15 protein-coding genes and 1 pseudogene are annotated in these 14788 nt (G+C 58.5%); 8 read left to right on the plus strand and 8 right to left on the minus strand.

Annotation, left to right across the window (positions count from 1 at the left end; translation table 11 throughout):
• Positions 1–361 (plus strand): YbfB/YjiJ family MFS transporter (locus tag PMI29_RS17130; RefSeq protein ID WP_007997220.1); only part of this gene is annotated, 361 nt, incomplete at its 5' end.
• Here the strand turns inward: PMI29_RS17130 and PMI29_RS17125 are convergent.
• Both PMI29_RS17125 and PMI29_RS17120 read right to left on the minus strand, forming a co-directional pair.
• Positions 306–1238, minus strand: coding sequence for a DMT family transporter (locus PMI29_RS17125; protein ID WP_007997222.1), 933 nt, complete (start codon positions 1236–1238; stop codon positions 306–308). The genes PMI29_RS17130 and PMI29_RS17125 overlap by 56 nt on opposite strands.
• Positions 1239–1431: 193 nt before the next feature.
• Positions 1432–2268, minus strand: a complete 837-nt coding sequence (locus PMI29_RS17120; protein ID WP_007997224.1) for a CvfB family protein — start codon at positions 2266–2268, stop codon at positions 1432–1434.
• Between the two features lie 351 nt (positions 2269–2619).
• On the opposite strand from PMI29_RS17120, the gene PMI29_RS0130055 reads away from it, so the two are divergent.
• The 5 genes and pseudogenes from PMI29_RS0130055 to PMI29_RS32270 all read left to right on the plus strand — a co-directional run.
• Positions 2620–2808: a hypothetical protein gene (locus tag PMI29_RS0130055; RefSeq protein ID WP_015096330.1), complete on the plus strand. Its 189-nt coding sequence runs from the start codon at positions 2620–2622 to the stop codon at positions 2806–2808.
• 259 nt (positions 2809–3067) lie between these two features.
• Entirely contained in the window at positions 3068–3937 is an 870-nt protein-coding gene (locus PMI29_RS17115; RefSeq protein WP_007997228.1) for a DUF6279 family lipoprotein, read from the plus strand.
• Between the two features lie 190 nt (positions 3938–4127).
• Positions 4128–4862, plus strand: coding sequence for a DUF899 domain-containing protein (locus PMI29_RS17110; protein ID WP_007997229.1), 735 nt, complete (start codon positions 4128–4130; stop codon positions 4860–4862).
• Positions 4863–5027: 165 nt separating this feature from the next.
• Positions 5028–5495 carry an AraC family transcriptional regulator gene (locus PMI29_RS17105; RefSeq protein WP_007997230.1) on the plus strand — a complete coding sequence of 156 codons (468 nt, stop codon included), beginning with the start codon at positions 5028–5030 and terminating at the stop codon, positions 5493–5495.
• Between the two features lie 18 nt (positions 5496–5513).
• Positions 5514–5690 (plus strand): annotated as a pseudogene (locus PMI29_RS32270) (hypothetical protein); the annotation flags it as partial.
• 46 nt (positions 5691–5736) lie between these two features.
• Here PMI29_RS32270 and PMI29_RS17100 read toward each other — a convergent pair.
• The 3 genes from PMI29_RS17100 to PMI29_RS17090 all read right to left on the minus strand — a co-directional run bounded on the left by PMI29_RS17100 (position 5737) and on the right by PMI29_RS17090 (position 8752).
• Entirely contained in the window at positions 5737–6507 is a 771-nt protein-coding gene (locus PMI29_RS17100) for an IclR family transcriptional regulator (protein WP_007997233.1), read from the minus strand.
• A gap of 95 nt (positions 6508–6602) precedes the next feature.
• A complete protein-coding gene (locus PMI29_RS17095) occupies positions 6603–7814 on the minus strand; it encodes a CaiB/BaiF CoA transferase family protein (RefSeq protein ID WP_007997235.1) in 1212 nt (403 codons plus the stop codon).
• A complete protein-coding gene (locus PMI29_RS17090; RefSeq protein ID WP_007997236.1) occupies positions 7811–8752 on the minus strand; it encodes a hydroxymethylglutaryl-CoA lyase in 942 nt (313 codons plus the stop codon). Before PMI29_RS17090 ends, PMI29_RS17095 begins: the two co-directional genes overlap by 4 nt.
• Positions 8753–9020: 268 nt before the next feature.
• On the opposite strand from PMI29_RS17090, the gene PMI29_RS17085 reads away from it, so the two are divergent.
• A complete protein-coding gene (locus PMI29_RS17085; RefSeq protein WP_007997238.1) occupies positions 9021–10307 on the plus strand; it encodes a CitMHS family transporter in 1287 nt (428 codons plus the stop codon).
• 150 nt (positions 10308–10457) lie between these two features.
• On the opposite strand, the gene PMI29_RS17080 is transcribed toward PMI29_RS17085, so the two are convergent.
• The gene (locus tag PMI29_RS17080) at positions 10458–11798 is read right to left on the minus strand and encodes a DEAD/DEAH box helicase (protein ID WP_007972492.1); all 1341 of its coding nucleotides are present in this window, start codon (positions 11796–11798) and stop codon (positions 10458–10460) included.
• Positions 11799–11990: 192 nt separating this feature from the next.
• Between PMI29_RS17080 and PMI29_RS17075 the strand changes: the two genes are divergently transcribed.
• Positions 11991–13289, plus strand: coding sequence for a mechanosensitive ion channel family protein (locus PMI29_RS17075; RefSeq protein WP_007997239.1), 1299 nt, complete (start codon positions 11991–11993; stop codon positions 13287–13289).
• 106 nt (positions 13290–13395) lie between these two features.
• Here the strand turns inward: PMI29_RS17075 and PMI29_RS17070 are convergent, their stop codons facing one another.
• Positions 13396–14262, minus strand: a complete 867-nt coding sequence (locus PMI29_RS17070; RefSeq protein WP_007997241.1) for a carboxylate/amino acid/amine transporter — start codon at positions 14260–14262, stop codon at positions 13396–13398.
• Between the two features lie 343 nt (positions 14263–14605).
• Positions 14606–14788 (minus strand): NAD(P)H-dependent oxidoreductase (locus PMI29_RS17065; protein ID WP_007997243.1); only part of this gene is annotated, 183 nt, incomplete at its 5' end.

Raw genomic sequence — 14788 nt, forward strand, 5'->3', positions numbered from 1 at the left:
ATGGCTGCAAGCCGCTGGCGTGTTCGCCTGCCTGCTGGGCAACGGGCCAGGTCTGGCATTGGGCGTGATCCTGTGCGGCACGCCGTTCCTGGCCTGCATGCAGCTGGTGATGCAACGCTCCCGGGAACTGGCGCCCCACGCCACCCAGCGCAATGCTGGCCTGCTGACAGCGTGCTTTGCCGTGGGCCAGCTCAGCGGGCCATTGCTAGCGGCGCTGAGCAGTCATTTCAGTGGTGGTTTGCAGCCGGCACTGGTGGTCGCCGGCTGCGGCCTGCTGATCGCCGGCGGCCTGTTGCTCGCGCCGCTCAGTGCTGCCCGAGGGCTTTGCGCAAACGACGGCGCAACCACTGCTCAGCGCTGACAAAAGTGATGCCCGCCAATACCAGTACTGCACCGATGATGAAGTTCAGGCTCAGTTCCTCGCTCAGCAGCACCACACCGAACGTGACGCCGAACAACGGCGTCATGAACGAAAACACCGCGAGGTTCGCCGCCAGGTAACGGCGTAGCAGCCAGAACCAGACCAGGTAACTGAAGAACGACACGACGACGCCCTGAAACAGCACACTGGCGACCGCCACGTTGGTCAGGCTGACATGAGTGATCTGGCCGCTGAGCAGCGCGATCAACAACAGACCGAAGAAACCGACAATCAACTGATAGAACAGCGTCAGAGTCACCGGCGCTTCCGACAGGCGCGAGGCGCGTACCACTACGGTGGTCGCGCCCCAGGCGGCACCCGCCAGCACCCCCAAGGCATCGCCCATCAACATGCGGTAATCCAGATTGTCCCAGGACACGCCCCCGGCAAACGCGATGGCAATCCCGATGAAGGCCAGGACAATCCCCAGCCATTGCAACGGCCGCAAACGCTCACTCGGCAGCAACCAGTGCACACCCAATGCGGTGAAGATCGGCGCGGTGTAGAGGAACACCGACATGTGCGCCGCCGTGGTCAGTTGCAGGCCTTCGGAAATGAAGAAGAACTCCAGGCCGAACAAGGCACCGGCCAACAAGCCGCCCCGCCACGTCGAACCCACCTGGTTCCAGCCACCCTTCCAGCAGATCAGCAGCCCAACCAGCAAAGCCGACATGCCGGAACGTCCAGCCGCCTGCATCACCGGCGCGATATCGGCCGCCGCCCACTTGATCATCACCTGCTGGACGCCCCAGACCAGGCACAACCCGACCATCACTTGCAGGGCAAACCCGTCGGTGCTGCGCCGGGTGGCGCTCACCGGAACACCTCGATTACACAATTCATGGCAGAGACTCGACAGTCAAAACAAAGCCCCGGCCTACTGGTTGAACAGAAAGACCGGGGCGAAAAAGGATGCTGTCGATTATTAACCAGATGGCCAGAAAATGCCGCCTGTCAGAGACCTTTACTTCTCTGGTGGCGCCATCCTGGCCCTCTGTATTGTCAGGCAATCAACTGAGTTCGATACGGTCGGCATGAATGACAATCTGGCCATTCTTGTACAATGTACCGATGGCCTTCTTGAAGTTGCCTTTGCTGACACCGAACAGGCTGCTGATCAACGCCGGATCGCTCTTGTCGCTGACCGCCAGGGTGCCGTTGTTTTCGCGCAACCTGGCGAGAATCTTCGAGTTCAGGCTGGTGGCCGCTTCCTGACCGACCGGTTGCAGGCTCAGGCTGATCTTGCCGTCGGCGCGAACTTCCTTGATGAAGCCCTTTTCTTCTTTACCGGCGCGCATGAACTTGAAGATTTCGTTCTTGTGGATCAGACCCCAATGCTTGTTGTTGATGATGGCCTTGAAGCCCATGTCCGTGGCTTCGGCCACCAGCAGGTCCACTTCCTGGCCCGCGGTGTAGTTGGCCGGGGTCTTGTCCAGGTAGCGGTCCAGGCGCGCGGTCGCGGTGATGCGACGGGTGTGCTTGTCGAGGTAGACATGCACCACCACATACTCACCCGCCGTCATCTGACGCTTCTCTTCGGAGAACGGCAGCAACAGGTCTTTCGGCAAACCCCAGTCCAGGAATACGCCGATGCTGTTGACTTCAGCAACTTTCAAACTGGCGAATTCACCGACTTGAACTTTCGGCTTTTCAGTAGTTGCGATGAGTTTATCATCGCTGTCCAGATAAATAAAAACGTTGAGCCAGTCTTCATCTTCGCTAGGAAGATCTTTTGGAATATAACGATTAGGCAGAAGGATTTCGCCATCCGCGCCACCGTCCAGATATAAACCGAAGTTAGTGTGTTTAACCACTTGCAAACTGTTGTAACGCCCGACTAAAGCCATGTCCAATACCCTCATTGCGTGGGCGACATTCTACCCGGTTTTAAGCACCGCGTTCGGCCCCCGGCCCGGTGGCACGAGAAAATCCTCTGAAGGCCTCAATTTTCCTGGGTTTGCATCGCACGCCTGGCCGCTCGTCAGACCGATCCGGGCATTTACGCCACACTCAGGCAAGCGTAACGCTGTATTTCACCAGGCAATGTTCTTAGTTAAAACAGCGGCTTAGACGTCTATTTCGAATAGTGACCGATGACTGATTACCCCGACCTCATGAGTATTGCGAGGGGATATTTGCCAAGCAATTATCAGGTGTTTCCTGTACGATGCCTGGCCAAGTTAATTTTCTACAGGTTAATGGCCGCCATGCGTGTAAAAGCATCCACCAGCAAAGCAAAGCCAGCTCCAGCCGTCGAAACCAGCGAATCGATCAACAGCCAGATCGCAGCGTTCCTCAAGTCCGGCGGTGAAATCCAGCAAATTGCCAAAGGCGTCAGTGGCCAGACGTTCGGCCCGTCCAAGCAGATCACCCTGGGCAAAAAGTAATCCCCTCGCGTCACCTGGTCCCAAAGCGCTTTGAGCTTCGAAGCGCTTGGACTGGAACCCTCGCTCCTCCCCTGCGCCACTCCATCAGATCCTGTGACAATCATCGACCTCGACTTGAACTACAGTGATTTCAGCCTGCGCGATGGGCTGGTTACCCTCAAGGCCGAAAGCGCATTCTATTGATCGGCTGAACTGCCGGGCTCATCCTGGGTTCACATGAGAATCAGACCCGAAGGCTGGCTTTCGCAAGGATTCGCCCATGTCCCGCTGGTTTAAACTTTTCGCCGTTGTGCTGACTGTCGCCCTCGCCCTCGGCGCGTGCAGCCGCGTGGGCCTGGCCTACCGCAATCTCGATGTGATCATCCCGTGGACGCTCAGCGACTACCTGGACATGAACGGCGAGCAAAAAAACTGGCTGAACGAACGCCTGAAGGAACACCTGAGCTGGCACTGCACCACCCAGTTGCCCGGCTACCTCGACTGGCTGGACCGCCTGCAAACCATGATCGCGACCGATCAGGTCACCGATGCCGCATTGCAGGCCCGCTCCCACGAAGCCGAACAAGCGATCGCCGAGATCGCGCGGGAAATCACCCCCTCGGCCATCGAGTTGTTGCAAGGGCTGGATGACAAGCAAGTCGCCGAGATGAACGATGCATTTGCCAAGGACCAGCGCAAATACGAGGAGAAATACCTCAAGCCCTCCCTCGACCGGCAGATCAAAGAGCGCGGCGAGCGCATGGAGAAGCGTCTGAACGACTGGCTCGGGCCACTGAGCGCCACCCAGCGACAGCGAGTAACCACATGGTCCAGCGCCTTGGGCGAGCAGAACACCCAGTGGATTGCCAACCGTGTCCATTGGCAGAAGCAATTCAGTGCGGCCGTTGCGCAACGCCAGAGTCCACAATTCACACAACGAATCGAGACACTTCTGGTCAACCGTGAGAGTTTGTGGACACCCGCCTATCGCCAGGCCTTTGCCAATACCGAAGCTCAGGCACGTTCGCTGTTCGTGGATCTGATGGCTGAAAGCACACCGAACCAGCGCGAACGATTACTGAAGAAGATCGAGGGTGTGAGGAAGGACTTCAGCGACTTGAAGTGCTTGAAAGCGGCGAAGCAAAGTTAAGCCCGGCACAATTCCAATGTGGGAAATTCTATGGTTGAGGAAAAGCCCTCAACCTGCTTTTGGTTGGTTTTTGCACTGCCCCTTCAGCCTGGCATTTGCTGACGACCGACCGGCGGTATGTCGAATTCCACGCAAGCCAAACGACTAGGCTGTGTAAGTCACCTCCCCGCCCCTCGCAGGAGAACACAGCATGAACATTCAGAATCATCCCGTAGTGTCGCGGGAAGAATGGCTCGCCGCACGCAAACAGCACCTTGCCCACGAGAAAGCCTTCACCAGGGAAAGAGACAAACTCAGCGCCGAACGCCGCGCCCTGCCCTGGGTGAAAATCGACAAGGACTACCGCTTCCAGGGGCCAAGCGGCGAACTGAAACTGGCCGACCTGTTTGGCGGCCGCAGTCAGTTAGTCATCTACCACTTCATGTTCGCCGAGGGCTGGGACGAGGGCTGCCCCGGTTGCTCGTACCTCAGCGATCACATCGACGGCGCCAACCAGCACCTGGCCCACCACGACATCGCAGTGGTGGCGGTTTCCCACGCGCCGTTCGCTGAATTCCAGGCGTTCAAGCGGCGCATGGGCTGGAAGTTCGACTGGGTATCGTCAGCAGGATGCGACTTCAACTACGACTTTGGCGTCTGTGCCCGGGCCGAAGACGTCGCCGCCGGAAAGGCTACGTACAACTACGAAAAAACCGACGGCTCCGAGGAAGAACTCCCCGGTCTCAGCGTGTTTTATCGCAATGATGCCGGCGAAATTTTCCATACTTACTCTACTTATGCTCGGGGCCTGGACCTGCTGGTCGGCGCCTACAACTACCTTGACCTCACGCCCAAGGGCCGCAACGAGGAGGAGATCATGGAATGGGTGCGGCATCACGACAAATATGAGGAACAGGAGAAGTCGAGCTGCTGTCATGGTGGTTAACCCCAGACACCAAGGCGCGGCCTTCGCGGGCAAGCCACGCTCCCACACACGAAATATGTGTTCACACCTGACACCTGTGGGAGCGGGCTTGCTCCGGGCGGCGATCCGACGAAGAGGCCCGACCATTCAACACAAAATCCCCAGATAAGTAACAAGGCCCGGACAATGAACGTCACCCTCAAAACCCTGCCCCCCGCCCGTGTCGCCTACCTGCGCTACACCGGCCCCTACGGCCCGGAAATCGGCACCTTCTGGCGCGAAACCGTCGCCCCGTGGATGATCGAAAACAACCTGCTCAACCGCGTGCGCTACGGCATCGGCCACGACGACCCGAGCACCACGCCAGCGCAATACTGCCGCTACGACGCCTGCGTCGAAGTGCCTGCCGACTTCGAACCCAAATACCCGTTCGCCGTCACCCACCTGCCAGGAGGCCGCTACGCTGTTGGCCACTTCAAAGGTCCAGCCAGCGCCATTCCGGTGGCCTGGGGCGAAATGTGCACACAGTGGATGCCGCAAAGCGGCCTGACCTACGATCAGCGTCCGGGTTTCGAACGTTATCCCGTGGAGGCAGCCTTCGATGAGAAAACCGGTGTGATGGAAATAGAGATGTGTATTGCCATAAAGGACTGACCGTGACGGGCGCCGCTGATGGCCCAGGAAGTCGCAAAACTTACCGAACAGAACCCGACCAAGGCCAAAGAGATCAACGAGGAGTTGCAAAAAATGGACCTGGGCACTGCCGCGAAAGACTTGCCGGACAAGAGCCAGTTGATCGATCAACGCTTGAAGGAGCCAGGCTCGGCGAAGAAAAAAACCGAAAGTTGAACGCAAAAACCCCGGTCACTGACCGGGATTTGAAGTACCAGGACTGTCAGCCCTCTTGGGCTGCGCGTTCAATAGCCTTGAGCAACTCCCGATTGTCCCCGCCCAAAGCCAAGGTTGCCTTCGCGGCGGCTTCGAGCAACAACCCGCATGCCGTCGCAACTTTTTCCTGAATGAATCGTTCAGCCGGGCCGGACAGGGTCAATGCACCGGTCAACTCATACGCTGCGTTGAACACCGGCACCGAAACCGCCGCGGTCTCGGCATCGCGCTCGCCAAAGGACGTGGCCCAGAATTGCTCGCGGACAATACTAAGCATCGGGTCCGATGTGCCGGAAAAAGCCCGCAGGACTTTCCCCGATGCGCCGACATTCAGTGAAAATCGCGCCCCCTCATGCAGGGCAACACGCACCGCGCGTTTTGGCTCAACGCGAAACAGCACCACGCGACTGTCGTTTTCCCGCACATAAAACGAAGAGGTTTCACCGCTCGCTTCTGAAAGGGATTCGAGCAACGGATAAATCACGTCCCGCAAGCGGAACGAAGTCTGATAGATCTGCGCCAACCGCAATGGCTCAGGTCCGACAGCGTATTGGCCATCGCCCAGACGCCGGATAAAGCCGGCGCGCTCCAAAGAACTCATCAAGCGCAGGATGGTGCTTTTATACAGCCCCGTACGCCGGGCTATTTCCGCCAGTGGCAGGCTGTTGCTACTGACATCGAACGCCGCGAGGATCGCAAACGCGCGATCCACGGCCGCTACGCCACCTTCGGCAGCAGGCGTGGAAGATTCGTCTTCCGATGGAGATTGTTTGCTCATGTTCGCTCGTGACAAAACTTCAGGACGGCGCCAGCTCCCGGCTGCGCAGAGGCTACCTTAACCGTTGCTCGAAGCGGCAGCCACCCTGAGTGAGTTCAAGCCTGAGACTTGATGACGCCCGCACCGTGCAGTGCCGCGACATCGGCAGTGGTGTAACCCAGTTCAGCCAACAACTCATTACTATGGCTACCCAATTCCGGTACGTTCAAACGCGTACCGAAACGTTGGCCATCCATCTCGAATGGCAACATCGGCACCTTGACCGCTTGACCATCGGACAACGTCACCTCAGCCATACCACCGGACTCGTTCAGGTGCTTATCGTCGAACAGATCCTGCGGACGCTGAATGGGTGAAAACGGCAGGCCGGCCTTTTCGCACAGTGCCATCACCTGTTCCTTGGTCATGCGCGCAAGGCACTCACGCACTTGCGGCAGGATGAGTTTACGCGCAGCCACGCGCTGGTTGTTGGCAGCCAACTGCGGATCGCTGCCGAACGCATCGAAGCCGAACACTTCACAGAAGCTTTTCCACTGACTGTCGCTGACCACCCCGAGGAACACCTGTTCCTCACCAGCACAGCTGAACACGTCATAGATGGCCCACGCCGAAACCCGGCTAGGCATCGGTGCCGCGGGCGTGCCGGTCACCACGTTTTGCATCATGTGCTGAGCCACCAGGAATGCCGAGTTTTCGAACAGACCGGTCTGTACGAACTGGCCCTGGGCATTCTGATTGCGCTGGAGCAGCGCCGCGAGAATCGAAATCGCGCTGAACATTCCGCCCATGACATCGTTGACCGAAGCCCCGGCGCGCAGCGGCTGGCCGACCGGGCCGGTCATGTAAGCAAGGCCCGTCATCATCTGCACAACTTCGTCCAGGGCCGTACGATGTTCGTAGGGGCCTGGCAGGAACCCTTTCATTGAGCTGTAAATAATGTCCGGTTTGATCGCCTTGACGTCGGCATAACCAAGGCCGAGTTTGTCCATGGTGCCGGGACGGAAGTTCTCGGTGACCACATCGGCGGTGGCAATCAATTTCTTCACCGCCGCGATGCCTTCAGCAGTTTTCAGGTCGACGGCGAAGCTTTTTTTGTTGCGGTTGTAGGTGGTCCAGTAGCCCGCGCCGGAGCCCATCAAGCGCCGTGTATTGTCCCCTTGCGGGGTCGGCTCGACCTTGATCACCTCTGCGCCCAGATCAGCCAACACCAGACCGCAGGTCGGCCCCATAACCATGTGCACGAACTCGATGACCCGAATACCGGCCAGCGGCAAAGGTTTTTGTTGTTGGCTGAGGTTCATGTTCATACCGCCTTCTTTGCATAATGAAAATTCTTGCCTACACCCGCCTCCGGAATGAAGCCGTACAGAGGCTCGCCCGGCAGGCCCTGGCGGAGCCATTCGCGCGCCTCCAACAGCCGATCTATGTCGATACCGGTGCGCAGCCCCATGGATTCGAGCAGGTAAACCAGGTCCTCGGTGACGATGTTGCCCGACGCGCCGGGAGCGTAGGGGCAACCGCCAATCCCGCCTTGCGAGGCATCGATGGTGGTCACGCCCACGTCCAGCGCCGCCAGCACATTGGCCAGGCCCTGGCCACGGGTGTTGTGGAAATGCGCACTGCCGGCAACGCCCGGCAACTCCTGACGCAAGCGGGTGAACAACCGCCGCACCTGCGTCGGGTTGGCGTAGCCGACGGTATCGGCAAGCCCCACTTCATTGACACCCAGTTCGGCCATGATCGTGGCCATGCGCAACGTGTCGTCATCCGGCACTTCGCCCTGAATCGTGCAACCGAATACGGTCGATAATCCGGCCTCGATTTCGATGTGCGGGTATTGCTCGTTACGCAAGGCAACCACGGCGCGCACTTCCTCATAGACCTCGGCGTGGGTCTTGCGGATGTTGGCCAGGGAATGAGGTTCGCTCACCGAAATCGGCATCGTGATTTTCAGCACACCGGCCTTGAACGCCGCTTCGGCGCCCTTGAAATTGGGCACCAACGCCGTCACAAACAGGTTGGGCAAGGTCCGCGCATGGGCCACCAACTGCGCTGCGTCGGCCATCTGCGGCAGCAGTTTTGGTGACACAAAAGAGCCCACTTCAATCTCCCGCAACCCGGCGGTCGCCAGGGCGGTAATCCATTTCAGTTTCAGTTCGGTCGGCATGGTAGCGGCGACGCTTTGCAGCCCGTCGCGTGGCGCGACTTCGCTGACCAAAATATCGATTTCGTTCGAATCACCCATCACCACCTCTCCTGAAACGCTACGGGAGCCCCTGTTTTCGGGCGCTTCGGCATGCGTTCTATCTGACAGAATTTAGTTCTATTTTTAGTATCTGCTCCGTTTCGGCGCCTTGTCAACGAGTGGACAAAAACTTGACAGCACAAAAAATTGATCGGAAAGTTGTTCCACCTAAAGGAATGACGTTCTATCCAACAGAACGACAAGAGCGACAAGCACTTGCTTGGCCCACCGTGACACCCGGACAAAACCTATAAAAACGAGGGAACCCATGCTGACCCTACTCAGCTATTCGATGATCACCTGCTTCATGTACCTGGTCATGAGCAAACGCCTGTCACCGCTGGCGGCGCTGCTGTTGGTGCCGGTCGCGTTTGCCTGTCTGGCCGGGTACACCACCAGCCTTGGGCCGATGATGTTCGACGGCCTGAAGATGCTTGCCCCGACCGGGGTGATGCTGACCTTCGCGATCCTGTACTTTTGCATGATGACCGATGCCGGACTGTTCAATCCGCTGGTCAAACTGATCCTCAAAGCCGTGAAAGGCGACCCGCAAAAAATTGTGCTTGGCACAGCCATTCTCGGCATCTGCGTCGGCCTGGACGGTGATGGCGCCACGACTTACATCATCACTTGTGCGGCCTTGCTGCCGCTGTACCGCCGCACTGGTGTGCGCCTGCAAGTGATGGCTACCGTGTTGCTGCTGGCCATTGGCGTAATGAACATCCTGCCGTGGGCCGGTCCGTTTTCCCGGGCGGCGAGCGCCATGCACGTCGATATCACCGAACTTTTCGTGGCAATGCTGCCACTGATGGCGTTCGGGTTGGCCTGGGTCATTTTCGTCGCGTTGTACCTGGGTCGCCTGGAACGACGCCGATTGGGCGTGGTGCAACTCGATGACAATGAAGGCCTGGAACACTTCACTGAATTGCGTCTGAACGACTGGCGTTTCCTGTTCAATGCAGTGCTGACCATCGCCTTGATTGCGATGATGATGCTTGCCGTAATGCCGCCTGCGGTGTTGTTCATGCTCGCTTTCGGCATCGGCCTGGTGGTGAACTTCCCGAACCTGAAAGAGCAGAAAGCGGTAATTGCCCGCCACGCCGACAACGTGATGGCGGTGACGTTACTGATCTTCGCTGCGGGCATTTTCGTCGGCATCATGGGGGGTACCGGGATGACCAAAGCCATTTCCGAAAGCCTGATCCACGTCATTCCGCAATGGGCCGGCAGTTCGATGTCGATCATCACCGCCTTCATCAGCATGCCGTTCACCTACGTGCTGACCAACGACGCGTTTTACTTCGGCGTGCTGCCGATACTGGCCGAAACCGCCAGTCATTACGGGATCAGCGGCAAGGAAATGGCCATTGCAGGACTCATCGGCCAGCCCGTGCATTTACTCAGTCCGCTGGTGGCGTCCACGTATTTGCTGTGCGGGTTGCTGGATCTGGATTACGGCGACAACCAGCGCATGACCTTAAAGTGGACCATCGGGACAGTGATGGTGATGCTTTTGACAGCGTTGGCGCTGGGGTCTATTTCGGTGATTCGATAGACGTGCAGGAGCCGGCTTGCTGGCGATGGCCACGATGCGGGGTGAGTGACGGATCGCATCGCTGGCAAGCCAGCTCCCACAGGGCTACATGACGACTGATGGGCGTAAAAAAACCGGACATGGGTCCGGTTTTTTTATGCGCGCGACACTTTACTCAGCCGCTGGCGCTTCCGGCTTGCGGCGCTTGAGCGGCGCCATGCCGTCCTTGCTGACCAGGGAATCGCTCTTCGGCCGGTTGGCGCTCTTGCGCTTGGTCGGGGTCTTGGCGGCAGTTTTTTTCTTGTCGCCCTTGGCGTCGGTCTTTTTCTTCTTCACGCCGACGGCCTTGCCCGAGGCCTTGACCTTTTTCGGTCCGCCATAGGTGCCTTTGACTTCCTTGATGGTACGGCGCTCAAAGCTCTGCTTGAGGTAGCGCTCGATGCTCGACATCAGGTTCCAGTCGCCGTGGCAGATCAGCGAGATGGCCAGGCCATCGTTGCCGGCGCGGCCGGTACGACCAATGCGGTGCACGTATTCGTCGCCACTGCGCGGCATGTCGAAGTTGATCACCAGGTCCAGGCCGTCCACGTCCAGACCGCGAGCGGCGACGTCGGTGGCCACGAGGATTTTCACGCCGCCCTGCTTCAGGCGGTCGATCGCCAGTTTGCGATCTTTCTGGTCTTTCTCGCCGTGCAGCACGAACGCTTTGTATTCCTGCGCCACCAGGCGGCCGTAGATACGGTCGGCCATGGCCCGGGTGTTGGTGAAGACGATGGCTTTCTGGTAGGTCTCGTTGGCCAGCAACCAGTTGACGATCTGTTCTTTGTGCTGGTTGTGGTCAGCGGTAATGATTTGCTGGCGGGTGGTGTCGTTCAGCTGGCTGACCGCGTTGAGCTGCAAGTGCTCAGGGTTGTTCAGGACCTTGGCGATCATTTCGCGCAGGCCGGAACCGCCAGTGGTGGCAGAGAACAGCATGGTCTGCTGACGGTTGGTGCACTCGTCCACCAGACGCTGCACGTCTTCGGCAAAGCCCATGTCGAGCATACGGTCGGCTTCGTCGAGTACCAGGACTTCGACTTCCTTGAGATCGAGGTTGCCGGCGTTCAGTTGCTCGATCATCCGGCCCGGCGTACCGATCAGGATGTCCGGCACCTTGCGCAGCATGGCGGCCTGGACCTTGAAGTCTTCGCCGCCGGTGATCAGGCCGGACTTGATGAAGGTGAACTGCGAAAAGCGTTCAACTTCTTTCAGGGTCTGCTGGGCCAGTTCGCGGGTCGGCAGCAGGATCAGGGTCTTGATGCTGACGCGGATTTTCGCCGGGCCGATCAGACGGTTGAGGATGGGCAATACGAATGCAGCGGTTTTGCCGCTACCGGTTTGCGCCGTCACCCGCAGGTCACGCCCCTGGAGCGCCAGCGGAATGGCCGCGGCTTGCACAGGCGTTGGCTCGACAAATTTCAGCTCGGCCACGGCTTTGAGCAGGCGTTCGTGCAGGGCGAATTGGGAAAACACGGGTGCTACCTCGAAGAAATGCAAAAAAACAGCTGCATAGGGTAACGGTTTCGAGCGCTCAGGCCGAGTTTCTTTATACAAATGGCGGTAAACAGTTGGTTTTTTGTTGCCTGATTTTTCCTCAAACGTAATACAAAGCGTCTTAAATGCTCTAATCGCCTCTCGCGCCCTACAGAAGAATCGTTTTTGACCATGGATATCAAACAGCTCTGGATCAACGTCCTGGACCTTTGGGGGGCCCTCGACCAGCACCCGCTCGTGCATTCCAGCCTAGCGCTGCTGCTATTGCTGGCCATTGCGCTGTTCCTCGGACGGGTGGCGCGCTACCTCATATTGCACGCGGCCAAAATGCTCGGCCGCCAGCCGGCCTTGCACTGGGTCAATGATTTCCTGCAGAACAAGGTGTTCCATCGCCTGGCGCAGATCACGCCTTCGCTGGTGATCCAGTTCGGTCTCAATCTGGTGCCGGACCTGAGCAAGACCAGTCTGGGTTTCCTCGGCAACGTCGCGCTGTCCTTCACCTTCCTGTTTCTGCTGCTGGCGGTCAGCGCCCTGCTCAATGCCCTGCTGGACATCTACGCCCGCACCGAGCACGCCCGCACCCGCTCGATCAAAGGCTATGTGCAACTGGCGAAAATGGTGTTGTACGTGTTTGGCGCGATCATCATCGTCGCGACCTTGATCGACCGCTCGCCGCTGTTGCTGCTGTCGGGTCTGGGTGCCATGTCGGCGGTGATTCTGTTGGTCTACAAGGACACGCTGCTGTCGTTCGTCGCCAGCGTGCAATTGACCAGCAACGACATGCTGCGGGTCGGCGACTGGATCGAAATGCCTCAGGTTGGCGCCGACGGCGATGTGGTGGACATCACCTTGCACACGGTCAAGGTGCAGAACTTCGACAAGACCATCGTCTCGATTCCAACCTGGCGCCTCATGTCCGAGTCGTTCAAGAACTGGCGCGGCATGCAGGCTTCCGGTGGCCGCCGGATCAAGCGCAGCCTGTTCATCGACGCCAGCGGCGTGCGCTTCATCCGTGATGATGAGGAGCTCAAACTGTCCCAGGTGCATTTATTGACCGATTACATGAGCCGCAAGAAAGCCGAGCTCAAGGCGTGGAACGAAGCCCAGGGTAACGTCGCGGCGATGTCGGCTAATCGTCGGCGGATGACCAATATCGGGACGTTTCGGGCCTATGCTTTGGCGTACTTGAAAAGTCACGCAGAAATCCAGCCGAGCATGACCTGCATGGTCCGCCAGATGCAGACCACGGCCCAGGGCATTCCGCTGGAAATCTACTGTTTTACCCGCACCACGGCCTGGGCCGACTACGAGCGGATCCAGGGGGATATTTTTGACTACCTGCTGGCGGTACTGCCGGAGTTCGGGTTGAGTCTTTATCAGCAGCCGAGCGGGACGGATATGCGTGCGGGGATATTGCCGGCGGTACTGGGCGCGGGCCATATTCCCGAAGCCGAAAAGCGCAGGGTGTAACACCACAAAACCTGTGGGAGCGAGCTTGCTCGCGATAGCTATTTCACAGCCGACATCTTTGCCGACTGTCATGCCCTCATCGCGAGCAAGCTCGCTCCCACAAGGTTCAATGAACAGCCAAAGACTTGCGTATCCCCAACCGACTGATCCACACCGCCAGCAAAATCACCGAACCACCGAGCAACAACCGCCCCAGTTCTTCATGCTGGTTCCAGATCAGCAGATTGATCAGCAACCCCACCGGCACATGCAGGTTGTTCATCACCGCCAAAGTCCCTCCGTTGACCAGGCACGCGCCCTTGTTCCACCAGTAGAGCCCCAAAGCGGTAGAGACCAGGCCGAGGAACAGCAGCACGCCCCATTGCAGCGGTGCTTCGGGCAGGAAGTTCTGTTTGCCGAACAACAGAAACGCCGGCAGCGCCACCGCCAGCGCGCCAAGGTAGAAGTAGCCGAAGCGTCGGTAATGCGGCAGATCGCTCGGGTGGCGGGCAACCAGGTGTTTATAGAGCACCTGCCCGGCGGCGTAGGTGAAGTTGGCCAGTTGCAGCAACAGGAAACCCATGAAGAAATCCGGGTTGATCCGGTCAAAGCGAATCACCGCCGCCCCCGCCACCGCCACCAGCGCCGCGACCAGGGCCCAGGGATTGAAGCGACGATTCAGTGCATCTTCGATCAGGGTCACATGCAACGGCGTGAGGATGGTGAACAGCAACACTTCAGGCACCGTCAATACGCGAAAACTCAGGTACAGGCAGACGTAGGTCACGCCGAACTGCAACGCGCCGATCAGCAGCATCCCGCGCATGAACGCCGGTTCCACCGAGCGCCAGCGGGTCAGAGGAATGAACACCAGCCCTGCCAGCAGCACACGTACCAGTACAGCGAAGTAACTGTCGACATGACCGGCCAGGTATTCGCCGATCAAACTGAAGGAAAACGCCTGAATCAGCGTGACAAAAAGTAGATAGCCCATGCTCGCCTCATTTCGAATGGCGGCGACGATAGCGGTTTTTGCTACTGATCGCGAACACCCAAATAATACGAATTCCTTGTGGGAGCGAGCTTGCTCGCGATAGCGCTGGATCAGGCAACATCGCTGTCTACTGACACTCCGCAATCGCGAGCAAGCTCGCTCCCACAGGGTCTGAAGGTGCTTGGTAAATCCCGGGCAAAAAAAAGCCCGATCTCGCTAAAGCGTTCAATCGGGCCAGGGCACTCAGGAGCAACAAGTGCGAAGGGAGGTTCGATGCGCGTACAGGCTTGAAGGGTTGCGCCAGGTCACTAGACCATCCAGTGGTTATCTGGCGATTAACCGGTCAGGCCACTTGCGAAAGCTTGGCGTTCGCCTGGTTCAGGCCTTTCTCCTGGAAGTCACCGCCCAGGTTCATGCCTTCGGCGTGGATGAACGTCACGTCGTGGATACCGATGAAGCCCATGACCTGACGCAGATACGGTTCCTGGTGATCGGCGGCGCTGCCGGCATAGATGCCGCCGCGAGC

Origin of the sequence: Pseudomonas sp. GM49 (genome assembly GCF_000282355.1) — a bacterium.
Lineage (GTDB): Bacteria > Pseudomonadota > Gammaproteobacteria > Pseudomonadales > Pseudomonadaceae > Aquipseudomonas.